This window comes from Brachybacterium sp. GPGPB12, assembly GCF_038396325.1.
In the GTDB taxonomy this organism is placed as follows: domain Bacteria; phylum Actinomycetota; class Actinomycetes; order Actinomycetales; family Dermabacteraceae; genus Brachybacterium; species Brachybacterium conglomeratum.
The window spans coordinates 968,964-992,804 of the sequence record NZ_CP149573.1; the positions used below are offsets into that span (position 1 = coordinate 968,964).

The window sequence follows — 23,841 nt, forward strand, 5'->3', positions numbered from 1 at the left end:
GCCCCGCACGTGCCCTGGCTCGACCGCGCCTCGCACCGCAGCTGGCTCGAGGCCGAGGCCGACGAGCCGCTCGTCTTCGGCTCCGAGTCGGTGCGGGAGGACGGCGGCTTCGCCTGGCTGGACGAGACCGGCGCCCCGGACCTCTCCCGCCCCTCCGAGCTGTGGATCACCTGCCGGATGACGCACGCCTTCGCGCTCGGCCACCTGCTGGGCCGCCCGGACTTCGGCCGCTTCGCCGACCACGGCATCGCCTCGCTGCGCGGCGTCTTCCACGACGACGAGCACGGCGGCTGGTTCGCCTCGGTCGAGGGCGGCCGCACCGTGGACGACTCCAAGCAGGCCTACGCCCACGCCTTCGTGGTCCTCGCCGCCTCCTCCGCGACCGCCGCCGGCCGGCCCGGTGCGAAGCAGGCTGCTGGACGAGGCGCTCGCGGTGCTCGATACGAAGTTCTTCGACGAGCGCTCCGGGATGAGCGTGGACACCTTCGACCGCAGCTTCTCCGAGTGCGAGGAGTACCGCGGGATCAACGCGAACATGCACACGGTCGAGGCGCCGCTGGCCGCGGCCGACGTGACCGGGCAGCGGCGCTGGCTGGACCGTGCCGTCGGCATCGCGACCCGGGCGATCGACGAGTTCGCGCGCGCCAACGACTGGGCGCCGCCCGAGCACTTCGACGTGGAGTGGTCGCCGCCGCTGGACTACAACCGCGACCAGCCCGCCCACCCGTTCCGCCCCTACGGCGCGACGATCGGGCACTGGATCGAGTGGTCCCGCCTGGTGCTCCAGGCCCGCGCCTCGCTGATCGCGCTGGACGGCGAAGCGCCGGAGTGGATGCTCGAGGCCGCGACCGCCCTGATGGAGAAGTCCGCCGCAGCCTTCGGCGCCGACGGGAAGCCCGGCTGGGTCTACACCGTAGACTGGGACGGCGCGCCCGTCTCCTCCGAGCGGATGCACTGGGTGGCGGCGGAGGCCGTCGCCGCGGCCGCCGTGATGCACCGGGTCACCGGGGATCGCATCTGGGCCGAGCGCTACGAGCAGTGGTGGGAGTACATCTCCACCTACCTGCTCGACCCCGAGGAGGGCTCGTGGTTCCACGAGCTCGACGCCGCGAACGAGCCGCAGGGCGTGACCTGGCCGGGCAAGCCCGACATCTACCACGCGCGCAGTGCGTGCTGATCCCACGCCTGCCGGTCGCACCCGCGCTGTCGGCGGCGGCCGCGCGACGGGCCGCTGGACAGCGACCTCTGAGCAGGTGTCCCCGCCCGTGACATGACGACGCCGCCGGTGCTCGCACCGGCGGCGTCGTCATGTCCGGGGCGGCTCGGGCCGCGCTGATGAAGGACTCGGGGGTCAGCTCCGCTCGAGCCGCTCGACGGCGGCCTCCATGCGCTCGACCTTCCCGTCGAGCTCGCCGTCGTGGCCGGGGCGGATGTCGGCTTTGAGCACGAGCGAGACGCGCGAGCCGTAGCGGCCCGCCTCCTCGGTCGCGCGCCGCACGACCTCCATGACCTCTCCCCACTCCCCCTCGATCTCGGTGAACATCGAGGAGGTGCGGGTGGGCAGGCCGGAGTCGCGCACGACCCGCACCGCGGCGGCGACCGCGTCCTGCACGCTCGCGGCGTCGGCCCCTTCCTCGAGGTCGCGGGCGAGGGCCGGGTCGGAGGGCGTGCCGGTGGGCTGGACGGAGAAGGCGACGATCATGGGGTCAGTGTCTCCCCGCCGACCGCGACAGGACAACGTGGGCCCAGCACGAGCCCGGAGGCCGATGCAATGCGTCTCACACCGCTGGCACCCGCTCACGTGAGGAAACCACCCCGAGGAGCAGGTATGCTTAACTCTCGTTGCAGGCCGTCAGGTCGCACATGGTGGGCGTAGCTCAGTTGGTAGAGCACCGCGTTGTGGTCGCGGTGGTCGCGGGTTCAAGTCCCGTCGTCCACCCCATGTGAAGTCTCGGGACATCGTTCGCAGATGTCTCGGGACATCGTTCACGAAGCAGGGCCCCGGTTTTCTCCGGGGCCCTGCTTCTTCGGCTGGTAGCCGCGGGTGTGGTCGATGGTGAACTCGGCGAGGACGGTTCCGGTGTCGAGGTCGGCGGCGAGGACGTCGTCGTGGTCGTCGTGGTCGATGAGGCGTCGGACGGGTCGTCCTCTGTGGGCGCGGTCGTGGCGCCGAAGCCGTTCATCGACCCGGCCAAGGAACAGCCGAAGGCCGATGTCGCGGCGCTCGCCGGGGAGGCCGCCGCCGGCGGCTGATGCGCTCGAGGCCGCGCCGGCGCCGGGCCTGATCGCCCCGCACGTGTTCACCTTCAACTCCCCGCGGGAGACCGCCGCGTGGTGGCGGGAGCGGGAGCGGCGAGCCTGAGCCCGGAGCCTGACGGGCGCCGGCTCGTCGGCCCGGACGCCGGCCCGGCCCCCGCGGCCTGTCGCGTCCGTCGGCGGCGCGCGTCCACGTCACACCCAGGGCTTGCTGGCAGGATTGGCTCCCCGCACCAGCATCCGCGAGGAGAGTCAACGCATGGACGCAAGCACCGTCACCGCAGGACCCCGCCGAGCGCAGGGTCCGCGAGCTGGTCACCGCGCGCACCGAGGGCCGCATGCCCACCCCGGCGGAGCAGGAGGAGATCACCGGGCGGCCGCGGCAGGTGTACGAGGAGTTCATCGCGCTGCGGATGCACTACCAGTTCGGCATCGACGAGGTGCTGACGAAGGTGGAGATCCTCCGCAAGGAGTTCGAGCAGATGCACGACTACTCCCCCATCGAGCACGTGCGCACCCGGCTGAAGTCGGTGGAGTCGCTGATGGAGAAGGCGCGCGCACCGAGGGCGAGATGACGGTGCGCGCGATCCGCGAGCGGATCCACGACATCGCCGGCATCCGCATCACCACGAGCTTCGTCGCCGACGCCTACTGGATCGCGGACATCCTCGCCGACCAGGGCGATCTCGAGGTTCTCACCGTCAAGGACTACATCGCCTCCCCCAAGCCCAACGGCTACCGCTCCCTGCACCTGATCGTGCAGGTGCCGGTGTACCTGTCCACCCATGTGGAGCAGGTGCCCGTCGAGTCGCAGATCCGCACGATCGCGATGGACTTCTGGGCCAGCACCGAGCACAAGCTCTCCTACAAGTACGAGAAGAACCTGCCGCCCGCGGCGCGCGCCGAGCTCGACGACGCGGCCCGGGTCGCGCACGAGCTCGACCAGCGGATGGAGCGGGCGCGCAGCGAGATCCGCCCGCAGGCCGCGCCCGGCGGGAGCGGCGGCCTGTTCCCCGGCAGGCCCGGCCCGGCCGCGCCGCCGACGGACGGCGACGCGGCCGGCTGAGCCGACTCAGCCGCGGCGCATCCCCTGGCGGAAGGCGCGACGGTACTGCGGCGGGATGATCTCGCCGTCTCCGCGCAGGGCGAGGGCGGCGTCCAGACCCCAGTTCGGCTCGCGCAGGAAGGCGCGGCCCACGCGCACCGCGTCGGCCTGCCCGGTGGCGAGGACGTGCTCGGCCTGGAAGGGGTTATCGAGCATGCCGACCGCGGAGACCGGCACCTCGGTGTGCTCGCGCAGGTGCGCGGCGAGCGGGGTCTGATAGCCGGGGCCGACAGGGATGCTGGTTCCCTCGGGCGCACGGCGTTGCCGCCGGAGGAGACGTCGACCATGTCCACGCCGTGCTCGCCGAGCCAGGTGACGACCTGGGTCGCCTGGTCGAGGCCGAAGCCGCCCTCGACCCACTCGGTCGCCGAGATGCGCACCAGCACCGGCATGCCGGCGGGGACCGCTCCGCGCACCGCGTCCACGACGCGCGCAGGAGGCGCGCGCGGCCGGCGAGCTCGCCTCCGTAGGAGTCGGTGCGATGGTTGCTCAGCGGCGAGAGGAACTCGTGCAGCAGGTAGCCGTGGGCGGCGTGGATCTCGATCATGTCGAAGCCCGCCTCGACGGCGCGCCCGGCGGAGGCGACGAAGGCCTCGACGACCTCATCGATCCCCGCCTCGTCCAGGGCGGTGGGCTCCGTGAGCTGGTCGTAGGCGATCGCGGAGGGGGCCAGGGTCTCCCAGCCGCCGTGGGCACCTGCGATGGAGGCGCCGGGGTGCGGGGTGCCCCACTCGGGCTCGGTGGAGGCCTTGCGCCCGGCGTGGGCGAGCTGGATCCCGGCCGCCGCGCCGAAGGAGTGGATCAGGTCGACGATCGGGCGCGCGCCTCGCGCTGGGCGTCGTCCCACAGGCCGAGGTCCTGCGGGGAGATGCGCCCCTCGGGGACCACGCCGGTGGCCTCGAGGATCACGGCGCCGGCGCCACCGCGGGCGAAGGAGCCGTAGTGCATGAGGTGGTAGTCGGTGGCGACGCCGTCGCCGGCGGCGACGGAGTACTGGCACATGGGCGGCACCCAGATGCGGTTGCGGACGGTGAGGTCGCGCAGGGTGATCGGGGCGAGCAGGTGCTGGGACATGGAGGGGCCTCCGTGGGTCGGGGTCGGTCGGGCCGGCGACGCTCCGTGCGGGGCGCCGAGCGCGGCGACGCCCGCGACGCTAGTGCGGCCCGACATGCGCACGCCAATAGCGGGACCTATGGGAGGTATCCCTCCTCCTATGTCGTGAGGTCATCGGCGCGGCTATCCTCGGCGCTGTGACGACCTCCACTCTCGCCCCCGTCCAGGACCTCAACCTGCTGCGCACCTTCCTCACCGTGCATCGGGCGGGCTCCTTCACCGCGGCGGCCCCCGCGCTCGGGCTCACCCAGCCCACTGTCACGGCACAGATTCGCGAGCCTCGAGGAGCGGCTGGGGCGCCAGCTCTTCCAGCGCCTGCCGCGCGGGGTGGAGCCCACAGCTTTCGCCCGGGAGCTCGCCGAGCGGATCTCCGGGCCGCTGGACGATCTCGACGTGGTCGCGGGCGGGAATTGCGAGCTCGACGGGCGCACCGCCCCGGTGCACCTGGCGGGGCCCCGGAGTCGCTGTGCTCGCACGTCGCGCCCGCGCTCGCACCGCTGGTGGCGGGCGGGGTGCGCGTGCACGTGGCGACCGGGGAGGACGAGGAGCCGCTCGAGCAGGCTGCGGGAGGGCCGGCACGACCTGCTGATCACCGCCCAGCGGCCGCGCGGCCGGGCACTCTCGGTCACGAAGCTCGCGGAGGAGGAGCATCTGCTGGTCGCCGCCCCGGCCTGGGCCGGACGCGTCCAGGCGCGAGGGGAGGGCGTGCCGGTCTGCGCGGCGCTCGAGGCGGTCCCGCTGGTCTCCACGGCCGACGACATGCCCGTGGTGCGCCGGTACTGGCGCACCCACTACGGCAAGCAAGCATCCGGCGGTGGGCCCGGCGCTGACGGTGCCGTCCCTGCACGCAGTGATCGCCGCGGTGCGGGCAGGGGCCGGCTACTCGGTGTCGCCGCGCTCGCTGTGCGCGGCGGACCTCTCCTCGGGATCGCTCGTGCGGCTCGAGGAGCCGGAGCACCCGCGCACCACGACGATGTTGCTCGTGCGGCGCCCCGGCGCCGAGCAGAACTCCGCGACGGGGCAGGTGGCGGAGGCACTGCTGCAGGCGGCTCGGACGGCGGAGCATCCTCGCCTCGCGCCCGCGTGACCGGGGACACCCGGTCCATACTGGGGGCATGACGAGGAACACCGATCGACGACGCGTCCTGATCACCGGAGCGACCGGAGGGATCGGCTCCCACCTGGCCCGCACACTGCCGGATGACTACGAGCTCGTCCTCCACGGGCGTGACCCGGACGAGGCACCGCCGGGGAGGCGCCTGCGCCTCGCCGACCTCGGGGACCTCGAGGAGGTGACGGCGCTCATGGACGGCGTCGACACCGTCGTGCACATGGCCGGCGCCTCCTCGCCGGAGTCGAGCTGGGAGGCGGTGCTCGAGGCCAACATCGTCGGCGTGCGCAACGTGCTCGAGGCGGCGCACCGGGCCGGCGTGCGGCGCGTGGTGCTGGCCTCGTCGAACCATGCCTTCGGGATGTACGACCGCCACGAGCTGTGGCCGGTCTACCCCGACCAGCCGCCGCGGGCGGACTCCCTGTACGGGGTCTCGAAGGTCTTCGGCGAGACCCTCGGCCGTTTCTACCACGACGAGCACGGCCTGGACGTGGTCTGTCTGCGCATCGGCTGGTTCAGCGAGGACCCGCTCGAGGCGGAGGAGGAGATCCTGCGCGCCATGTGGCTCAGCCCCAGGGACTGCACCGAGGTGGTGCGGTGCGCGATCGAGGCGGAGGTCCGCTTCGGGCTCTACTACGCCATCTCCGACAACCCCGACCGCCGCTGGTCGATGACGAACACCCATCTCGAGCTCGGCTACCGTCCCCGAGACGCGTGGACCTCCCTGCCCGGCGCGCGGGAGAACGTCGTCGAGGGAGGCGCCCCGGTGCGGGACTCCTGGCCGCGCGGTTCATGAGCGGCGCCCAGGAGCCGCGCTCCTCCCCGCCCCTCGTCCCTCTCCCCCGCAGGCCGGGTCGGCCGCACACACGGCGATGCCGTCGACATCGGAATCATCCGCGTCGGAGTCCTCGGCGACGGAGCCATCGGCGATGTCGTCATCGGCGATGCCGCCGTCGACGCCGTCGGGCCGCTCGGCGACCGCCGTCCGCGCGGCCCACGGCACACGGGTCGCCGTCGCGCTCCTCGTGCTGGCGGCCCTGCTCACCAGCACCCACACCGCGATCCGGGACGGCTCCCTCGCTCAGCACCTCTCCTTCTTCACGAACCAGTCCAACCTCGCCTTCGCCGTCCTCTTGCTGGCCGGGACCGCGCTGTCCCGGCGACGGCGACCGCCGTGGTGGGACGACCTGCGCGGCGCGGCCGCGTTCTACCTCGTGATGACCGGGACCATCTACGCGCCGCTGGTCGCGCCGCTGGACGAGAGCGCTGCGCTGGGACATCGGCTGGACGGGGATCGTGCTCCACCGTCTCGCCCCGGTCGCGGCGCCGCTGGACTGGCTCCTGACCCCGCGGCGCCGCACCCCGTCGGCCCGGCGGGTCCTGGCATGGCTGGTGTATCCGATCGTGTATCTCGTCGCGACCTGGGCGCGCGGGGCGTGACCGGCTGGTACCCCTACGCCTTCCTCGACCCGACCGCCTCGTCCTGGCCGCAGGTGCTCGCGACGACCGGGGTGGTGCTGGTCGCCTTCCTCCTGTTCGCGGCGCTCGTGCACCTGGCGGAGGCCCGGGCGCGCAGGCAGGAGGTCCCGGCCGGGCCCCCGCAGCGCTCCCTAGGGTGAGGTCAGTCGTGGCCCTCGGCGAGGAGCGAGGCGAGCTGGGCGATGCCGGCGGAGTCGCCCTGGACGGCCACGCGCCGCTCCTCGCCCTCCAGGTGCGCGAGGGCCTGCTCGCGCCCCCAGGCCCACAGGTCCAGCGCCTGCGCGGTGCCGGCGGCGCGGGCCCGCGGCAGGTCGCCGGGAGCCTGCCCCTCGGGCAGGAGGCGGCCGACGGGGGCGTCGAACTCCTTCCCGTCACGGGGCCGGGTCCCGCTCCAGCGGCTGATCTCCAGCATCCGTGCGGTGCCGCCCTCGGGGGCGATCTCGACGACGGCGACGGGGCGCGTCTCGGCCCAGTCGGGGATCCACTCGAAGCCGGCGGGCCACATCACCTCGAGCACATGGGCGAGTCCGTCGGCCGCGACCTGCCGCGGAATCGGGGTGACGGGGCGGCCGGCGGTGAGCTCGGCGTCGACGCGATGGATCGTCGCCTCGTGGGTCTGCATGCGGCGGGTGATCCCCACGCCCTGGACGGCGGGGTACCAGAACCAGGCGGGTTCGTCGTCGGCGCGGGCGGAGAGCTGGGACAGCGGCGCCTCGGTCGCGCTCGCGCGGCGGGCGAGGAGGGCGTCGCGCTCGGCGGGCCGCGCGTCCTTGCCCTCCTCGATCGCCATGACCTGCTCCTCGGTGGTCGCGCCGGACTCGAGGATCGCGGCCCAGAACTCGTGGACCTCGGCGAGGTGCCACAGCAGGTCGTCGGCGGTCCAGCCGGGGCAGGTGGGAACGTTCTGCTCGGGGTCGACGGAGGTGAGGGCGGCGACGGACCGCTCGGTCTCCTCGCGGATGTGGGCGACGGAATCGATGTTCATGGCCCCATCGAAGCATTCCGGGGTGACGAACGACACCCCGTCTCCCCGCCGGGACCTTGAACGCACATACCCCTTGAGGGTATGAATGGAGGTAGTTCGATACCCCTCGAGGGTAGACCCGGATCAGTACGAGGAGAGTTCCATGAGCGCGACCACGATCGACTTCCAGGTCTCCGGCATGACCTGCGGCCACTGCGAGATGTCCGTCCGCGAGGAGGTCGGCGAGGTCCCCGGCGTCACCGGCGTCGAGGTCAGCCATGAGACCGGCCTGCTCCGCGTCGGCTCCGACGCGCCGGTGGACGAGGCCGCCGTGCTCGCCGCCGTCGAGGAGGCCGGCTACTCCGCCGTCCGCGCCTGATGAGCACCAGTAAGGCCCCGCGACCGCTCGACGCCGGCATCGAGCTCGAGATCGGCGGCATGACCTGCGCATCGTGCGCGAACCGCATCGAGCGCAAGCTCAACAAGCTCGACGGCATCAGCGCGTCCGTGAACTACGCGACCGAGAAGGCACGGGTCATGGCGCCGGAGGGCTACGACCCCCAGCGGCTCGTGACCACGGTCGAGCAGGCTGGCTACACCGCCGCCCTCCCCGCCCCGCCGACGGAGCGCGCCGAGTCCGAGGACGAGGAGAAGTCGGAGGATCCCGAGTCGCGCTCCCTGCGCCGGCGCCTGATCGGCGCCGCGCTCCTCACGATCCCGGTGATCGTGCTGTCGATGGTGCCGGCGCCGCAGTTCACGAACTGGCAGTGGCTCGTCCTGACGCTCGCCTCCCCCGTCGTGGTGTGGGCGGCCTGGCCCTTCCACCGCGCCGCCGCGATCAACCTCCGCCACGGCGCCACGACCATGGACACGCTGATCTCCGTCGGCGTGACCGCCGCCTATCTCTGGTCGCTGTACGCACTGTTCCTCGGCACTGCGGGGATGCCGGGGATGACCCATGAGTTCTCGCTGACGATCGGCCGGACCGACGGCGCGGCGAACATCTACCTAGAGGTCGCGGCGGGGGTGACCATGTTCATCCTGCTGGGCCGCTATCTCGAGAAGCGCTCGAAGCGCCAGGCCGGCGCCGCGCGCGCGCCCTGCTGGACATGGGCGCGAAGGACGTCGCCGTGCTGAAGGGCGGCGCCGAGGTGCGCGTGCCCGTCGGCGAGCTCGCCGAGGGCGACCTCTTCGTGGTCCGGCCCGGCGAGAAGATCGCCACCGACGGCGTCGTCGAGCAGGGCGACTCCGCCGTGGACGCCTCGATGCTCACCGGCGAATCCGTGCCTGTCGAGGTGGGCGAGGGCGACGCCGTCACCGGCGCGACCGTCAACGCCGGCGGCCGGCTCGTGGTCCGCGCGACCCGCGTCGGTGCCGACACCCAGCTCGCCCGCATGGCGCAGATGGTGGAGGACGCCCAGTCCGGCAAGGCCGAGATCCAGCGCCTCGCCGACAGGGTCTCGGCCATCTTCGTGCCGATCGTCTTCGTCATCGCACTCGTCGTCCTCGCCGCCTGGTCGCTGACCGGGAACGGCGCCGAGGCCGCCTTCACCGCGGCCGTCGCCGTGCTGATCATCGCCTGCCCCTGCGCGCTCGGCCTCGCCACCCCCACCGCCCTGCTGGTCGGCACCGGCCGCGGCGCCCAGATGGGCATCCTGCTCAAGGGGCCCGAGGTGCTCGAGTCCACCCGCCGCGTCGACACCGTGCCGCTGGACAAGACCGGCACGGTCACCACCGGGAGGATGACCCTCACCGAGGCGGTCGCCGCCCCCGGCACCGATCTCGACGAGCCGCTGCGCCGCGCGGGCGCCGTCGAGGACGCCTCCGAGCACCCGATCGCCCGTGCCATCGCGCAGGGCGCGGCCGCGCAGATCGCGACGGGGGCCGACGGCTCCCTGCCCGAGGTGACCGACTTCGAGAACCTCGCCGGTCGCGGTGTGCGCGGCACGGTCGAGGGCGTCGAGGTCCTCGTCGGCCGGGAGATCCTGCTGGACGGCGCCGCGATGCCCGCCGAGCTCGCCGCCGCGAAGGCCTCCGCGGAGGCCCGCGGCGAGACCGCCGTGGTCGTGGTCTGGGGCGGCGAGGCGCGCGGCGTGCTCGTCGTCGCCGACACCGTCAAGCCCACCAGTGCCGAGGCCATCACCCAGCTGAAGGGCCTCGGGCTCACCCCCGTCTCGCTCACCGGCGACAACCGCGCCGTCGCCGAGCACATCGCGGCCGAGGTCGGGATCGACGAGGTCATCGCCGAGGTCATGCCCGAGGACAAGATCGCCGAGGTCACCCGCCTCCAGGAGCAGGGGAGGATCGTCGCGATGGTCGGCGACGGCGTGAACGACGCCCCGGCGCTCGCCCAGGCCGACCTCGGCCTCGCGATGGGCACCGGGACCGACGTCGCGATCGAGGCCGGGGACATCACCCTGGTGCGCGGCGACCTGCGCTCCGCCGCCGACGCGATCCGCCTGTCCCGTCGTACCCTCTCCACCATCAAGGGCAACCTGTTCTGGGCCTTCGCGTACAACGTCGCGGCCATCCCGCTGGCGGCGCTGGGCCTGCTGAACCCGATGCTCGCCGGAGCCGCGATGGCGTTCTCCAGCGTGTTCGTGGTCGGCAACAGCCTGCGCCTGCGGTCCTTCCGCGACCGTGCACTGGAGACCCCGCAGGCGTCGGCCTCCGCCGCGACCGAGAACCGTCAGAAGGTCGCGGCCTGACCGCCCGCTCCGCTCTCCCCGACCGCCCGCCCCAGGAGGACCCCATGACCACCATCGATCCCACGGCCGCCGCCGACGGCACCGCCGAGGCGGAGGCCCCCTGACGGACGCCGCGGAGGCCGGTGCCGCCGAGGGCCACGAGCACCATCATGGCTACATCTCCGACAAGTCCCGCTATCTCGCGCGCCTGAAGCGGATCGAGGGCCAGGCCCGGGGCCTGCACCGGATGGTCGACGAGGAGAAGTACTGCATCGACATCCTCACGCAGATCTCCGCGCTGAAGAGCGCCCTGGACGGCGTGGCGATGGGCCTTCTGGACGACCACATGCGGCACTGCGTCCTGGACGCGGCCCGCTCCGGCGGCCCCGAGGGCGAGGAGAAGCTCAAGGAGGCCTCTGCCGCGATCGCCCGGCTCGTGCGCTCCTGACAGGACGGCGACGCCGGCGATCAGCACCCGGTCCACGCCCAGGTTCCGGAGCCTCAGGGCGAGGTCGGTCCCGAACCAGGCCTCTCACGGGGTCGGGCTCCCTCCCGTCACGGCGAGGGTCTCCCCGAGCACGTAGCTGGACTCGGAGGAGGTGAGGAAGACGTAGGCGGGCGCGAGCTCGGTGGGCTGGCCGGCGCGGCCCAGCGGCGTGCTCTTGCCGAACTCCGGCGCCGCCTCCTTGGGCTGTCCGTCGGAGACCTGGAGCGGTGTCCAGATCGGGCCCGGCGCGACCGCGTTGACGCGGATGCCGCGCGGGGCGAGCCGCTGGGCGAGCCCCTTGGTGAAGTTGTTGATCGCCGCCTTGGTGGAGGCGTAGTCCACGAGCGTGGGCGAGGGCTCGTAGGCCTGGACCGAGGTCGTGTTCACGATCGTGGAGCCGGCGGGGAGGTGCTTCAGCGCCGCCTTGGTGATGCGGAACATCGCGTGGATGTTGACCGCATACGTGTCCTCCCACTGCTGGTCGTCGATCTCCTCGAGGGACTCGACCGCGATCTGCCGGCCCGCATTGTTCACGAGGGCGTCGAGACCGCCGAGCCCTTCCACCGCGTCCTCGACGAGCCGGCGGCAGAAGTCCGCATCGGTGAGATCGCCGGGCAGCGCAGCACGACGTTGCGCCCTGCCTCCCGGATGACGCCTGCGATGTGCTGGGCGTCCTCCTCCTCCTGGGGGAGGTAGTTCAGGGCGACGTCGGCCCCCTCCCGGGCGAAGGCGATCGCAACCGCAGCGCCGATGCCCGAGTCGGCGCCGGTGATCAGCGCGCGACGGCCCTCGAGGCGGCCGGTGCCGCGATAGGACTTCTCGCCGCGGTCGGTGCCGGGGATCAGCTCGGCATCCAGTCCGGGCTCGGGCTGGTCCTGCTTCGGCGGGGAGATGTCGGGGAAGCGCGTGACGGGATTGGTGAAGGTGAGCTGGTCGGCCATGGGTTCTCCTCGGTATAGCTGACAGTTTCCGCGGCGGTGCGCCGGGAGCGGTTCAGGGGGTCGTCGTCGGGGCGGAGGCGATCGTCGGGTCGAGGACGACCTTGATGCGACCGTCGTGCTTGCGCTGGAAGAGGTCGTAGCCCACGGCCGCCTCCTCCAGAGGAAGCCGGTGGGTGACCAGGTCGCCGACGCCCAGGGGATCCGCGGGGTCCTCGACCAGCGGCGCAGCGCGTCGGTCCAGACCCGCACGTTGCACTGGCCCATGCGCGGCTGGAGCCGCTTGTCGAACATCGTCAGCGGCGGCATGGGGCTGGCCGCGCCGCCGTAGACCCCCGAGAGGGAGACGGTCCCTCCGCGGCGCACGAGGTCGATGGCGGTGTGCAGGGCGGCGAGCCGGTCCACCCCGGCGCGCTCCATGAGCGGTCGCGCGACCGCGTCGGGAAGCTTGCCGGCGAGCGTCTGGGCGAGACCGGCGACCGGACTGCCCTCGGCCTCCATGCCCACGGCGTCGACGACGGCGTCAGGCCCGCGCCCCTGGGTGCGCTCGCGGATCTCGCCCACGGCGTCCTCGTTCAGGTCCAGCACCTCGATGCCGTGACGCTCGGCCATGGCCCGGCGCTCGGGGACGGGATCGATGCCGAACACGCGCGCCCCCAGGTGGCGCCCGATCCGGGCCGACAGCTGGCCGACAGGTCCCAGGCCGATCACCGCGAGGGTGCGGTGCGCCGGGACACCGGCGTACTGCACGGCCTGCCACGCGGTGGGGAGGATGTCGCTGAGGAAGAGGTAGTTGTCGTCGGGCGACTCAGTGCCGACCTTCATCAGACCGTAGTCGGCGTGCGGCACCCGGAGGTGCTCGGCCTGACCACCGGGGACCTGGCCGTAGAGCTTCGAGTAGCCCAGCGGCGCGGCTCCCATGCCGCGCTCGGTCACCTGGGTGGTCTCGCACTGGGAGGGGAGCCCCTGCCCGCACATGGCGCAGTGCCCGCAGGAGATCGTGAAGGGGACGACGACCCGGTCCCCGGGGCGCACCCCGGTCACCTCGGAGCCGACCTCCTCGACGATCCCCATCGGCTCGTGCCCGATCACGTCGCCGGGTGTCATGAACGGTCCGAGGACCGAGTACAGGTGGAGGTCGGAGCCGCAGATCGCGGTCGAGGTGATGCGGACGATCGCGTCGGTGGGTCGCTGGAGGATCGGGTCGGGCACGGTCTCGACGCTCACGTGCTCGGTGCCCTGCCAGGTCACTGCTCTCATGGTCCCGCCTTCCGGTGGTGATCTCGGGGTGTGGTTCCACGCTAGGGGCGCCGTCGGTCCCCGTCCGCAGTGTCGACCGAAAGGACTGCGCAGGCGGCGGCTCGGGAACGGGGGCGATGACGACGTCGTGCACCTTCGAGTCGGGCTCGTCGATCCGGTCGCGGCCGCGGCGATCCGGTCGAGGGTGTCCTGAGTATCCGCGGGGAAGCCGCCCTGGCGACCGGCCAGGGGGCCGTCGCCGCCGCGACGAGCAGCAGCGCCGTGGGCCGTCGGGGACTGGTCATACCCGCGCCTCCCTCTCCTCGTGCACTCCGTGCGCGTCGCCGCGCACCGCTCGTCTCCGCACCGCTGTCCTGTCCCAGGGCGCGACTCGATGACCTCGACCCTACTCAGCGCGGTCCGCGCCGGGCCGTCCGATCGGTCCACGCCTCCGGCCTGCAAGGGCGCCGTGGCCGGTTGACCGTCATGGCGACGGGGCATGGGATGGGACACGCAGGTGCCGTCCTGACGACTGTGCCGCACGACCGATCGACGGACGACCGGAGAGAGGGACGATGATGCACCATGCCGACGGCGGTGGACGGATCACCGGGACGAAGGACAAGAACTGCGACCCGATCTGGTTCGCGGAGCAGTGCCCCTCCAACGCCCTGCGACTGGAGACCTACCGCGCCGACGCGGAGGAGACCGGCGACACCGAGCTCGCCGACCTTTTCGGCAAGGCGCAGAGCGACAGCACGAAGGGTGCGGAGCTCGCCGAGGACCTGCTGGCACGGCGTCTCGGCGCCCGCTGACCCACCCACCCGCGGCGGCCCGCCGCACCCTCCGGAAGGAGGAGCCATGCTCGATCACGCCGACGACGACCTCTCCCTGAGCACGATGCAGACGCTCCTGCTCGAGAGCAACGACATCCAGGGTTTCCTCCAGGACTTCACCGATCTGCTCGCACGGCGCTCTCGCTGGGCGGTCCCGAGCGCTGGTGCGCGGTGAGCCTGCTGAGGGATCGCAAGGCCGCCACCGCGGCCTCCTCGAGCCCTCAGGCCCTCGCGCTCGACGAGCCGCAGAACAGCTTCACCGACGGGCCGTGCATGACCGCGATCCGAGAGAACGCCGTGATCCGGGCGGGCGACCTGCGCGACGACGACCGCTGGCCCGCCTACGCCGCCGCCGGCGCTCGAGCAAGGGGTCAGAGCCGTGCTCGGCCTCCCCTTCCACCTCGGCGACGAGGCGAAGGCCGGCCTGAACGTGTACTCGGCCACGCCCCACGACTTCGACCCGGCCACGATCGAGACGATCGTGCTCCACGTCGAGCAGGCCTCGAGCGCGCTGCGGCTCGCGGTTCGGCAGGCCCTGCACTCCGATGCGGCCCGGGACCTGCGCGCGGCGATGGAGTCCCGCACGGAGATCGACCTCGCGGTGGGGATCCTCATGGGCCGCAACCGGTGCGGCCAGGAGGAGGCCGTCGAGATCCTCAAGACGGCCTCGAACCACCGCAACGTCAAGTCATGCGCGACCTGGCGACGGATCTCATCGCCTCCGTCAGCTCCGCACCCCCGACGACGTCGTTCGAGACGTAGGAGCGGTTCGTCCCCGGGTGGGCTAGGCTCCGGGTGAGGTCTAGCAGGAGGCCTCTCCGCCAGCGTGCACGAAACGGCCTCCTCTCATGCCCCACTCCCTCTCCGTGACGGTCCATGTCGATCTGGACCTCCACGAGGTCGTCCTCTCCATCGCCGGATGCCTCACCGCCAGGACCTACGACTCCGTGCTCTCCGTCGTGGCCCAGGCCCGCGGTCTCGAACCCGCTCCGCGCCTCACCCTGAACCTCCTGGACATGCAAGACATCGACGTCGATGGGCTCCTCCCCCTGCGTCAGGCGATCGACCTCGCCGATCCCGAGCAGGCGGTGCCCCTGAGCATCAAGGCACCTGAGACGCTCCCGTCGTGCCCGCTCAGCTCCGCCGCCCCGAGGGCCGACGGCTCGGACTCGCCGACGCTGCAGCTCCACCGGCGGACCGATGCCTCGGCGACCGCTGGATCCGACGATCCCCGACGGCTCCCGTCCGCCGCGGCGAGCCCGACGATCCTCAAAGAGCGCGCCCGTCGGGGCATCGCACCGCGCAGCAGGCGGGAGGAGATCCTCGCCGGGGCCACCGAGATGTTCGCCGAGCACGGCTATCACGGGGCGAGCCTGCGCGACATCGCCGGCCACATCGGGATCTCCCATCCGGGGCTCATGCACCACTTCCCCTCGAAGGACAGCCTGCTCCACACGGTCATCGACTCCCTCGAGGACCGCACGCAGCGGACCCTCGAGGAGGTCGAGCGGCTGAGCGCCGAGCCGGAGGCGCTCATGCAGGAGCTCGCGGCAACCTGGCACCCGGGGGCCCTGCACGTGCGGTCGCTGGCCACGCTCGCCGCCGAAGCGGTCAGCGGCGATCACCCGGGACGCTTCCGCATGGCGCGGCCGCGACGCGTGCACGAGAACATCTTCGAGCAGTGCTTCACCGCCTACGGCGAGCAGGGGATGCTTGCGCCGGGGCCTCGATCCCGGCTTCGCCGGCAGGGCGCTTGCTCGGACTCGTGCTGAACCTGGCCGTCCGCGAGAAGACGGTGCGGGCGATGCAGGGTCCGACCCATGACGACGGTCCCGTCCAGGAGCTCGCCCGGATGATGCGCTCGTTCCTCTCGAAGGACGTCGTGGGCTGACTCCGTGGGGCCGCGTCGGGCCTCGTCGGGAGCCGCGTGGTCGCCCGCCCCGGGTGGTCCACTCCGAGGGTGTTCCCCGGCGCGGTCCAGCCGGGCTGGTTAGAGTGACCGAGGCCGCTCACTCCGCGAGAAAGTCACCGATGCCTGCACCCTCCGCCCTCACCGCCACCGCCCTGCACGCCGGCTACCCCGGCGAGGTCGTGCTCGAAGGTGTCGACCTCGAGCGCGCGCCGGGCAGGGACCGCTGGGCCTGCTGGGGGCCTCCGGCGCGGGCAAGACCACGCCGCTGGCCACCCTCGCCGGGGAGCACCGCCCCAGCTCCGGCCGTGTCCAGTGGGAGAGCCGGGACGTCTCGCGGTCGCGCGGCAAGGACAAGCGCCGCTTCCGCGCCGCCGTCCGCTTCGTGTCCCAGTACGCGATGACGATCACCGATCCGCGCGAGACCGTCGGCTCCCGCCTCCAGCTCGCCGCGAAGGAGGCCCGCAAGGGCGGCCGCACCCACTCCGTCTCTCCCGCCGAGATGCTCGAGAGCGTCGGGCTCGAGGAGCATTTCCTCCCGCGCACCATGCGCACCCTCTCCGGCGGCGAGATCCAGCGCGTCGCCCTCGCGACCGCGCTGTCGACCAGGCCCGAGCCGCTCGTCCTGGACGAGCCGCTGACCGCCGTGGACCCCAATACCCGCGCCCGCCTCGTCCGCTCCCTCGGCGCGACCATCGACCGCCTCGGCATCGGCGCGCTCATCGCCTCCCACGACATCGAGCCGCTGCGGCGGCTGTGCCCCGAGATCGCGGTGCTCGGCCGGGGCCGGATCCTTGCCCGCGGCCCGCTGGCCGAGGTGCTCGCCGATCCCGAGGACGAGGAGATCCGCGAGCTCGTCGCCGCGCATCCCGTGGCAGTGCAGCGCTTCACCTGAGCGTAGCGTCGCCGGCCCCATGCCCCTGCTCGCTGGCCCTCGTCGACGCCCCTCGCTGTTCCCTCGCTCACAGCACGGCCTCTCGAGTTGGACAGCGGGCGTCGCGGGGGTAAAGTTCCTGTCTGTCGGCGCCATTAGCTCAGTTGGTTAGAGCACTGACTCTTAATCAGCGGGTCCGGGGTTCGAGTCCCTGATGGCGCACCCGAGGAAGAAGCCCCACCGGTCATCCGGTGGGGCTTCTTCGTGTGCCGGAACAGTCCGAGGCCATCGAAGAGGTCGCCCACGGACACATCGAAGTAGTCCGCGACCGCCTCAACCTCGCTGGCCTTCCACATCGCCTCCCCCTTGAGCTTGGCGAAGAAGCGGGTCTTGCCGATCCCGATGATGGGCGCGAGGTCGACGGCGCGCACGCCGCGTCCAGCCGCAAGCGCTCGCACTGCAGCCACGAGGTGTTCACGAGGCTGTTCGCTGATGCCGCGGCGGGATCACCGGACGTGATGACGGCACGCGATTTGGAGCAGACCACCGCCGCGGACCTGGCCCGTGACGAGGTCGCTTACTACCTCTCCTGCCCAGGAGAACGTTCGTGGTGGCGCGTCGCACAGACTCACGATGGCGAGATCGTCGGGCTGGCTATCCCCCCGCCACCCCGACCAACCGAAACGTGGGGTACCTAGCCGTGCTACCACAGCGGCGCGGCCACGGTTACGTAGACGAGATCCTTGAGTACATCACCCGATTCCATATCGGGGATGGAGCTCGACGAATTACCGCGACCACAGATGCGGTCAATACCCCGATGGCGGCGGCGTTCGACCCGGCCCGGTTACAAGCTGGTCGAGGTGCGCATCGACCTGGAGCTGTCCCCGATGCACTGACCGGCGACGACGGCACCCGCCAGCGGGCGAGGACTATTCTTCGCAGACCCCGCGGATCATCCGGTTCGGCGAAGAGTTCGCCGCGTGTCCTATGAATGTTCGATACCTCTCGACAGGCGATCAGCAGGCCAAGAACCTCGAGCTCGCGGTGGGCTAGCCCGTGCAGGTCCTCGCAGGGTGAGAGCACGACGACCAGGCTCAGGTGGCGGGGAGCGTCTTGAGGCATGCCCAGAGCCATGACGCGCAGGTAGCCGCCGGGTTCGGTTGGCGCGGGCAGCAGGAACGAGGTCTGCGGCCCGCCGAGCATCGCGCGGGGCCGCGGCCAGTACTGGCGAGCGGGGGCGTAAGGCGGGGTGGTCGGGCGGCCCGGGCAGGGCCATGACGTCTCGTGACCGGCTGGGCCCTGACCTCATTCCCCAGCATCCGCACCGACCTGCGCAACACCGGCACGAACGTGGTGGACCAAGAGGCGGCACGAGACGGGAACCTGGCCACCAGCCGCTCACCCGATGATCTCTTCCCTCTGTTCCGCCGTGGGAGTACTGTCCAGTCCACCGACGCCGGAAACTGCTCGTGAGCAACCGGGTACGCCACATGGCGAAGGAGAGGGGCTGACTAGCGGCTCGACACCCGGCACCTCGGTACCCGCAACCCTCCTGGAGGCAGGTAGCACATGAGACGAGCAATGGTCATTGTGGTCCTGGCCGGCGCGCCCGCCGGCGGGGTCGTGGCCCGCCGCGCTGTTCAATCGACGCCCGAATTCGCCGGCGAGGAGTCCACGGGGCGCTGGCACAGCGTCACGCTCAACCGCGACCAGGAAGAGGTCATGCCGAACGGGCAGCTGCCCGGTCCGTTGGCGGGATTGGGCGACCTCGTCGACCTCCAGGTCCGGCCGGCCCCCGGCGGAAAGGGCACCGAGCTCGCCGCCCGGGCGCGGGTGCCAGAGCCGACCGGCCCGCGTGCGGCCGCGGGCCCGAGTCAGCGGCCACGATCCGCGCCAGCAGGTCCGGTCGACAGCCAGCACCGGTCGCGGACGCGCCGGCCCTTCGAGGATCTCAGCCCACGTCCCACCTCAGGACAACCAGAAGGAAGTGATCGCGGATGCGACGGATAACGCCGCCGAGCGGGGAGTCCATGCCTGTGCTGGGCCAGGGCACCTGGGGCTGGGGTGAGGACCCCGGCCGCCGCGGCGACGAGGTCGCCGCGCCGCACGCCGGCCTCGAGCTGGGCATGACGCTGGTCGACACCGCCGAGATGTACGCCGACGGCGGCGCGGAGGAGGTGGTCGGTGAAGCATTGGCGGGTCGCCGCGACGAGGCATTCGTGGTCAGCAAGGTCCTTCCGTCCCACGCCTCCCGTTCCGGCACGATCGCGGCCTGCGAACGCGACCTGAAACGCCTGGGCACCGATCGGATCGACCTCTACCTGCTGCACTGGCAGGGCAGGTACCCGCTGGAGGACACCGTCGCGGCTTTCCAACAGCTCGTCGAGGACGGGAAAATCCGTTACTGGGGCGTCAGCAACTTCGACCACCGGGCCCTCGCCGACCTGCAGGACGTGCCGGGCAGCAGCGGGCTGGCCACGGATCAGGTGCTGTACAACCTGTCGCGGCGAGGACCGGAGTACGACCTCCTGCCGTGGTGCGCCGACCACCAGTCGCCGGTCATGGCGTACTCGCCGATCGAGCAGGGCCGCATCCTTCACGACACGACGCTGAACGACGTCGCGGCCCGTCACAGCGTCAGCGCCGCGGCGGCGGCCATCGCCTGGGTCTTCGCGCCGCGACTCGCTCTGCACGATCCCCAAGGCGAGCGACCCAAAGACGTGCGAGACAACGCCACAGCACTGGACGTGGAGCTGACCCGCGAAGACCTGGATGCTCTGGACCGTGCGTTCCCGCCCCCGAGCGGACCGCGACCACTAGAAATGCTGTGACCCTGACCAAGGGGCGCGGCCGGTCGGTCCGGGCGCAGCGCTCCGGAGAGCGCGGCAGCACCGTCGGTGAGGGTGGGAGTTGCCGGGCTTGAAAGGGGATGATTTCGCGGATGTCAGAGAACTCTGAGCCGGACAGCGAGGCCGACGCGCGGGACAAAGGTTCATTCGCCGCTGATCTGGTCGGCCGTCCCTCAGCGGCCGGGACGTGCAACCCTGTGAGCCGGAGATCGGGCGACGTCAGGGCCGAAGGCCAAGCACGATGCCGAGGGCGGCACCGAGCAGGAGGCCTGCTCCGGCGGTGATCAGCACACTGCCGGTGAGGGGCGACGAGGATGCCGATGGACAGCGCGAAGCCGATGATCATTCCGAAGGGCGACCATGTGGCGTCGAAGGGGCGGCGTTTCTGCGGCATCGTCGAACTCTCCAGTTGAGTCCCGCATAGTGGTGTAGCGCGGTGGCCCCGTGATCGTCTCTGACGAGGACGCGGCCACCGTGTGATCCTTCGAGTCAACCTTCCACAGAATCCTCGAACGGAGTCATCACGATGACCGCTCCTCATATTGTCGACCCTCACGGCCTGCTCGGTGAAGCCCTGGCCGAAGCCTCCCCGGATCTGATGCGCACGATGCTGCAAAGGATCATCAACGAGCCGCTGTCCGCGGACGCTGACGCGGTCGCCGGCGCGGAATACGGTCGACCCAGCCCCGAGCGGGTCGCTCAGCGCAACGGCTACCGCCACCGCGACCTCGACACCCGCGTCGGCACGATCGACGTCGCCGTCCCCAAGCTCCGCACCGGCACCTACTTCCCCGAGTGGTCGCTCGAGCGCCGCAAACGCGCCGAATCCGCCCTGATCACCGTGGTCGCGGACTGCTACCTCGCCGGCGTCTCCACCCGCCGAATGGACAAACTCGTCAAGACCCTCGGCATCAACAGCCTCTCGAAGTCCCAGGTCAGCCGCATGGCGGCCGATCTGGACGAGCACGTCGAGCAGTTCCGCCACCGCCCCCTGGACGAGGCCGGGCCGTTCACGTTCGTCTCCGCCGACGCACTGACGATGAAGGTCCGCGAGGGCGGACGAGTCATCAATGCCGTCGTCCTGCTCGCCACCGGCGTCAACGGCGACGGCCACCGCGAAGTCCTCGGCATCCGGGTCGCGACCAGCGAGACCGGCGCGGCCTGGAACAGCTTCTTCGCCGACCTGGTCGCCCGCGGCCTGGGCGGAGTCCGCCTGGTCACCTCCGACGCGCATGCGGGGCTGGTCGAGGCGATCGCCGCTCACCTGCCCGGAGCGTCCTGGCAGCTGGCCGCCGCACCCACTACGCCGCGAATCTGATGAGCATCTGCCCCAAGGGCATGTGGCCAGCCGTGAAAGCGATCTTTGCACAGCGTCTATGACCAGCCCGACGCCGCGGCCGTGAATGCGCAGTTCGAGCGTCTGCTGGACTACGTCGGTGAGAAGCTCCCGGCCGTGGCCGAGCACCTCGATGCCGCCCGCGCAGACGTCCTCGCGTTCACCGCGTTTCCGAAGGATGTGTGGGTCCAGATCTGGTCGAACAACCCCACCGAGCGTCTGAACCGCGAGATCCGCCGCCGCACCGACTCGGTGGGCATCTTCCCCTCCCGCGAGGCGATCGTCCGCCTCGTCGGCGCGGTCCTGGCCGAGCAGACCGATGAATGGGCCGAAGGACGCCGCTACCTCGGCCTCGACGTCCTGGCCCGTTGCCGCCTCACCCTCACCACCAATCCCGTGAACGAGGTGAGCACCGATGCACTTCCCGCGCTGACAGCCTGATCCCTATCGCCGAAGGATCGCTACACCACTTCCGGGGACTTGACCAACTCTCCGTTCTGTCGGCTCTCTGCGACGTGATCGACCTGCCTCCGGACGATGGCCTTCACGCGGTGGGCACAACAGACGAGGAGGCGTGGGGCCGTCGGACATGTGGCGAACTGACGTCCGGTAGAGGCACTGTCCGCGAGCAGTGTCGCAACGTGCGTCACGTCGGCGACCAGAGCGTTCGGGCCGGCTCAGCCTTGTGTCCCTCGACCGTAGGCCGACCGGCGGACGATGCCCAGGCCGTGAACCGAATGGAAGGGCGAGCGGCGGAGAGCCTCCTCCATGCGGCGTCACGCGACCTTCGCACGCCTTCACGCGCCTCTCGGGTGCCAGCACCGTCCGCCCACATCCCTCCCTCCGCACGGAACGGGAACAGCTCGAGGTCGACCATGCGGTGAAAGGTGAGACCGTCGGACCGATGGTGCCGCCCGAGCCACAGAGACCATCGGCGGCGCGGGGACCAGCGCCGGTCCCCTAGACTCGGACCTCCCAAAGGAAGTCAGCGCGAGGGCCGGGGAACGGCCCACAGCGGAGGAGGTCAGCGTGAGGATCGCGGTCACCGGTGCTACCGGAGTGCTCGGTCAGGAGGCCGTCGAGGCGCTCGTCGCCGCCGGGCACGAGGTCACAGGCATCACCCGCCGCGATTCCGGTGTACCGATCGTCGAGGGCCGCGGCGGTGCCGCCGTGGTCGCCGACGTCTTCGACGCGACCGACCTCGCCCGCGCCTTCCGCGGCCATGACGTCGTGATCAACACCCTCGCCCACGTGCCCGTCGGCATGGCGGGCCTGCGCCCGCTCGCCTGGCGCGAGGACGACCGCCTCCACCTCGAGGCCTCCGTCGCGATCGCGAAGGCCGCCGCCGACGCGGGCGTGCGCAAGCTGATCCAGGAGTCCTCCGTCTTCCTCTACCCGGACAACGGCACCGACTGGATCACCGAGGACCAGCCGCTGTCCGTGCGCAACCAGGCGTTCCGCCCCCGGGTGCGGGAGATGCGAGCGGCGGTGGACTTCGCGACCTCCGGCCGCGGCGCCGTGGTCCTGCGCCTCGGCCAGCTGTTCGGCCGCGACCCGCAGACCACCCATGCGCTGAAGGCCACCCGCGAGGGCGACCCGATCCTGCTGGGCAAGCCGGAGAACTACATCACCCTGCTCCACCACACCGATGCCGGTCTCGCCTTCGTCGCCGCGCCGCGGGCCGACAGCGGCTTCTACAACGTCGGCGGCGAGCCGATCACCCGCGGCCGCTGGGCGAAGGATCTCGCGATGGAGGCCGGGGTCGAGACGCCGGCAAAGTTCTACCCCGAGATCACGCAGGCGATCGTCGGCACCCGGCTCGAGGTGCGGCGGCGCTCGCTGCGCGTCTCCTCGGTGCGGTTCATGTCCGAGACCGGATGGCGGCCGACGGTGGGCCCGTCGACGAAGGGCTGGTCGCGCCGCTGAGCGCGCGGGCGCGGTCGTCGGCAGAAGCGCATGGGCAGCAGCGCGATCGCGCGCCGACCAACGCCTGATCCTCCCGCCGACCAGCGCCTGATCGCGCCGTCGCCGACGCCGACCGGACCGACCGCTCAGAGCTCGCGGATCACCTTCGCGGGGCCGCCGACGGCGAGGTCGCGCGCCGGGACGTCGCGGGTGACCACGGACCCCGCCCCGATCACGGAGTCCTCGCCGATGGTCACGCCTGGCATGATGATCGCTCCCCCGCCGATCCAGACGTTGTCGCCGATGGTGATCGGCTCCGCCGCCTCCCAGCCGTCCCGGCGCGGCCCGGGCTCCAGCGGGTGGATCGGGGTGAGCGGCTGGATGTTCGGGCCGAGCTGGCGGCTGCGGCCGATGCGGATGTCCACGACGTCCAGGGCCGTCAGCCCGAAGTTCACGAAGGTGCCCGCCCCGATGTGGAGACGGTCGCCGTAGTCCACCTGCAGCGGCGCGCGCACGTGCGCGCCCTCGCCGAGGGTCCCCAGCGGCTCGCGGAGGATCTCCTGCGCCCCGTCGGGGTCGGCGGGGTACTCACGGCCGAAGCGGTCGGACTCCTCCAGCGCGTGGCGGTACGCGGCCTGGATCTCGGGGTCGTCGGCGCGGTACCAGTCCCCGGCGAGCATCCGCTCGAGCGGGGCGCGGGGGTCGTTCTCGTCGATCTCGAAGCGCTTCATCGTCCCAGGATAGGGAACC

Annotated in this window: 26 protein-coding genes, 2 tRNA genes and 6 pseudogenes; 25 read left to right on the top strand and 9 right to left on the bottom strand. The window is 71.7% G+C overall.

The genetic code is table 11. The features are described from left to right. Positions 1-90: 90 nt before the first annotated feature. Positions 91-1,177 (top strand): annotated as a pseudogene (locus WKH84_RS05395) (AGE family epimerase/isomerase). Between the two features lie 174 nt (positions 1,178-1,351). Here the strand turns inward: WKH84_RS05395 and WKH84_RS05400 are convergent. After that, the gene (locus WKH84_RS05400; RefSeq protein WP_341855914.1) at positions 1,352-1,702 is read right to left on the bottom strand and encodes a thiamine-binding protein; all 351 of its coding nucleotides are present in this window, start codon (positions 1,700-1,702) and stop codon (positions 1,352-1,354) included. Positions 1,703-1,866: 164 nt separating this feature from the next. Between WKH84_RS05400 and WKH84_RS05405 the strand changes: the two genes are divergently transcribed. From WKH84_RS05405 to WKH84_RS05425, 5 genes are all read left to right on the top strand, one after another. Next, positions 1,867-1,942: transfer RNA gene (locus WKH84_RS05405), tRNA-His, on the top strand. 167 nt (positions 1,943-2,109) lie between these two features. Then, a complete protein-coding gene (locus WKH84_RS05410) occupies positions 2,110-2,253 on the top strand; it encodes a hypothetical protein (protein WP_341855915.1) in 144 nt (47 codons plus the stop codon). Beyond that, positions 2,213-2,362 carry a hypothetical protein gene (locus WKH84_RS05415; RefSeq protein WP_341855916.1) on the top strand — a complete coding sequence of 50 codons (150 nt, stop codon included), beginning with the start codon at positions 2,213-2,215 and terminating at the stop codon, positions 2,360-2,362. The genes WKH84_RS05410 and WKH84_RS05415 overlap by 41 nt, the downstream gene beginning before the upstream one ends. A 232-nt stretch (positions 2,363-2,594) precedes the next feature. Continuing rightward, entirely contained in the window at positions 2,595-2,831 is a 237-nt protein-coding gene (locus tag WKH84_RS05420; RefSeq protein WP_341855917.1) for a hypothetical protein, read from the top strand. Then, on the top strand, positions 2,828-3,322 hold the full coding sequence (locus tag WKH84_RS05425; RefSeq protein WP_341855918.1) for a hypothetical protein: 495 nt from the start codon (positions 2,828-2,830) through the stop codon (positions 3,320-3,322). The genes WKH84_RS05420 and WKH84_RS05425 overlap by 4 nt, the downstream gene beginning before the upstream one ends. Positions 3,323-3,328: 6 nt before the next feature. Here WKH84_RS05425 and WKH84_RS05430 read toward each other — a convergent pair whose 3' ends face one another. The 3 genes from WKH84_RS05430 to WKH84_RS05440 are packed head-to-tail and all read right to left on the bottom strand — an operon-like array spanning position 3,329 to position 4,435. Then, positions 3,329-3,517, bottom strand: a complete 189-nt coding sequence (locus tag WKH84_RS05430) for a hypothetical protein (protein WP_341855919.1) — start codon at positions 3,515-3,517, stop codon at positions 3,329-3,331. Continuing rightward, entirely contained in the window at positions 3,507-4,208 is a 702-nt protein-coding gene (locus WKH84_RS05435; RefSeq protein WP_341855920.1) for a hypothetical protein, read from the bottom strand. Before WKH84_RS05435 ends, WKH84_RS05430 begins: the two co-directional genes overlap by 11 nt. Then, on the bottom strand, positions 4,163-4,435 hold the full coding sequence (locus WKH84_RS05440; RefSeq protein WP_341855921.1) for a hypothetical protein: 273 nt from the start codon (positions 4,433-4,435) through the stop codon (positions 4,163-4,165). The genes WKH84_RS05435 and WKH84_RS05440 overlap by 46 nt, the downstream gene beginning before the upstream one ends. 176 nt (positions 4,436-4,611) lie before the next feature. On the opposite strand from WKH84_RS05440, the gene WKH84_RS05445 reads away from it, so the two are divergent. From WKH84_RS05445 to WKH84_RS05455, 3 genes are read left to right on the top strand one after another with little or no spacing between them, the layout of a single operon-like run. Further along, complete coding sequence (locus WKH84_RS05445; RefSeq protein ID WP_341855922.1) at positions 4,612-5,304, top strand: LysR family transcriptional regulator; 693 nt, start codon at positions 4,612-4,614, stop codon at positions 5,302-5,304. Then, a complete protein-coding gene (locus tag WKH84_RS05450) occupies positions 5,289-5,561 on the top strand; it encodes a LysR substrate-binding domain-containing protein (RefSeq protein ID WP_341855923.1) in 273 nt (90 codons plus the stop codon). Before WKH84_RS05445 ends, WKH84_RS05450 begins: the two co-directional genes overlap by 16 nt. A 28-nt stretch (positions 5,562-5,589) precedes the next feature. Then, on the top strand, positions 5,590-6,381 hold the full coding sequence (locus WKH84_RS05455) for an NAD(P)-dependent oxidoreductase (RefSeq protein WP_341855924.1): 792 nt from the start codon (positions 5,590-5,592) through the stop codon (positions 6,379-6,381). Here WKH84_RS05455 and WKH84_RS05460 read toward each other — a convergent pair. Further along, complete coding sequence (locus WKH84_RS05460) at positions 6,376-6,630, bottom strand: hypothetical protein (protein WP_341855925.1); 255 nt, start codon at positions 6,628-6,630, stop codon at positions 6,376-6,378. The two genes, WKH84_RS05455 and WKH84_RS05460, sit on opposite strands and share 6 nt — an antisense overlap. Here WKH84_RS05460 and WKH84_RS05465 point away from each other — a divergent pair. Then, the gene (locus WKH84_RS05465) at positions 6,611-7,204 is read left to right on the top strand and encodes a hypothetical protein (RefSeq protein ID WP_341855926.1); all 594 of its coding nucleotides are present in this window, start codon (positions 6,611-6,613) and stop codon (positions 7,202-7,204) included. The two genes, WKH84_RS05460 and WKH84_RS05465, sit on opposite strands and share 20 nt — an antisense overlap. Positions 7,205-7,206: 2 nt before the next feature. Here WKH84_RS05465 and WKH84_RS05470 read toward each other — a convergent pair whose 3' ends face one another. After that, positions 7,207-8,049, bottom strand: a complete 843-nt coding sequence (locus WKH84_RS05470; protein WP_341855927.1) for a maleylpyruvate isomerase family mycothiol-dependent enzyme — start codon at positions 8,047-8,049, stop codon at positions 7,207-7,209. Positions 8,050-8,191: 142 nt separating this feature from the next. Between WKH84_RS05470 and WKH84_RS05475 the strand changes: the two genes are divergently transcribed. The 3 genes and pseudogenes from WKH84_RS05475 to WKH84_RS05485 all read left to right on the top strand — a co-directional run bounded on the left by WKH84_RS05475 (position 8,192) and on the right by WKH84_RS05485 (position 11,163). Then, positions 8,192-8,407, top strand: a complete 216-nt coding sequence (locus WKH84_RS05475) for a heavy-metal-associated domain-containing protein (protein ID WP_341855928.1) — start codon at positions 8,192-8,194, stop codon at positions 8,405-8,407. Further along, positions 8,407-10,736 (top strand): annotated as a pseudogene (locus WKH84_RS05480) (heavy metal translocating P-type ATPase). The gene WKH84_RS05475 and the pseudogene WKH84_RS05480 overlap by 1 nt, the downstream one beginning before the upstream one ends. Positions 10,737-10,836: 100 nt before the next feature. After that, complete coding sequence (locus WKH84_RS05485; RefSeq protein WP_341856781.1) at positions 10,837-11,163, top strand: metal-sensitive transcriptional regulator; 327 nt, start codon at positions 10,837-10,839, stop codon at positions 11,161-11,163. Between the two features lie 84 nt (positions 11,164-11,247). Here WKH84_RS05485 and WKH84_RS05490 read toward each other — a convergent pair. Further along, positions 11,248-12,143, bottom strand: a pseudogene (locus WKH84_RS05490) (SDR family oxidoreductase). Positions 12,144-12,195: 52 nt separating this feature from the next. After that, positions 12,196-13,400: pseudogene (locus WKH84_RS05495) on the bottom strand (alcohol dehydrogenase catalytic domain-containing protein). 554 nt (positions 13,401-13,954) lie between these two features. On the opposite strand from WKH84_RS05495, the gene WKH84_RS05500 reads away from it, so the two are divergent. From WKH84_RS05500 to WKH84_RS05555, 12 genes and pseudogenes are all read left to right on the top strand, one after another. Further along, on the top strand, positions 13,955-14,194 hold the full coding sequence (locus WKH84_RS05500; RefSeq protein WP_341855929.1) for a hypothetical protein: 240 nt from the start codon (positions 13,955-13,957) through the stop codon (positions 14,192-14,194). A gap of 46 nt (positions 14,195-14,240) precedes the next feature. Further along, positions 14,241-14,390: a hypothetical protein gene (locus tag WKH84_RS05505; protein ID WP_341855930.1), complete on the top strand. Its 150-nt coding sequence runs from the start codon at positions 14,241-14,243 to the stop codon at positions 14,388-14,390. A gap of 204 nt (positions 14,391-14,594) precedes the next feature. Beyond that, a complete protein-coding gene (locus WKH84_RS05510) occupies positions 14,595-15,014 on the top strand; it encodes an ANTAR domain-containing protein (protein ID WP_341855931.1) in 420 nt (139 codons plus the stop codon). 49 nt (positions 15,015-15,063) lie between these two features. After that, positions 15,064-15,987, top strand: coding sequence for a TetR/AcrR family transcriptional regulator (locus tag WKH84_RS05515; protein ID WP_341855932.1), 924 nt, complete (start codon positions 15,064-15,066; stop codon positions 15,985-15,987). Then, positions 15,981-16,106: a hypothetical protein gene (locus WKH84_RS05520; protein WP_341855933.1), complete on the top strand. Its 126-nt coding sequence runs from the start codon at positions 15,981-15,983 to the stop codon at positions 16,104-16,106. The genes WKH84_RS05515 and WKH84_RS05520 overlap by 7 nt, the downstream gene beginning before the upstream one ends. A gap of 286 nt (positions 16,107-16,392) precedes the next feature. Next, a complete protein-coding gene (locus WKH84_RS05525) occupies positions 16,393-17,019 on the top strand; it encodes an ATP-binding cassette domain-containing protein (RefSeq protein WP_341856782.1) in 627 nt (208 codons plus the stop codon). Between the two features lie 128 nt (positions 17,020-17,147). Next, positions 17,148-17,220: transfer RNA gene (locus tag WKH84_RS05530), tRNA-Lys, on the top strand. A 44-nt stretch (positions 17,221-17,264) separates the two neighbouring features. Continuing rightward, complete coding sequence (locus WKH84_RS05535) at positions 17,265-17,696, top strand: hypothetical protein (protein WP_341855934.1); 432 nt, start codon at positions 17,265-17,267, stop codon at positions 17,694-17,696. Positions 17,697-18,288: 592 nt separating this feature from the next. After that, positions 18,289-18,474, top strand: a pseudogene (locus WKH84_RS05540) (DJ-1/PfpI family protein); the annotation flags it as partial. A 557-nt stretch (positions 18,475-19,031) separates the two neighbouring features. Next, the gene (locus tag WKH84_RS05545; protein ID WP_341855935.1) at positions 19,032-19,832 is read left to right on the top strand and encodes an aldo/keto reductase; all 801 of its coding nucleotides are present in this window, start codon (positions 19,032-19,034) and stop codon (positions 19,830-19,832) included. A gap of 544 nt (positions 19,833-20,376) precedes the next feature. Further along, positions 20,377-21,627, top strand: a pseudogene (locus WKH84_RS05550) (IS256 family transposase). A 588-nt stretch (positions 21,628-22,215) separates the two neighbouring features. Beyond that, entirely contained in the window at positions 22,216-23,112 is an 897-nt protein-coding gene (locus WKH84_RS05555; RefSeq protein WP_341855936.1) for an NAD(P)-dependent oxidoreductase, read from the top strand. Positions 23,113-23,237: 125 nt separating this feature from the next. Here WKH84_RS05555 and WKH84_RS05560 read toward each other — a convergent pair whose 3' ends face one another. Further along, positions 23,238-23,822 (bottom strand): sugar O-acetyltransferase, encoded by a 585-nt coding sequence (locus tag WKH84_RS05560; protein WP_341855937.1) that lies wholly within the window; start codon positions 23,820-23,822, stop codon positions 23,238-23,240. Positions 23,823-23,841: the final 19 nt, after the last annotated feature.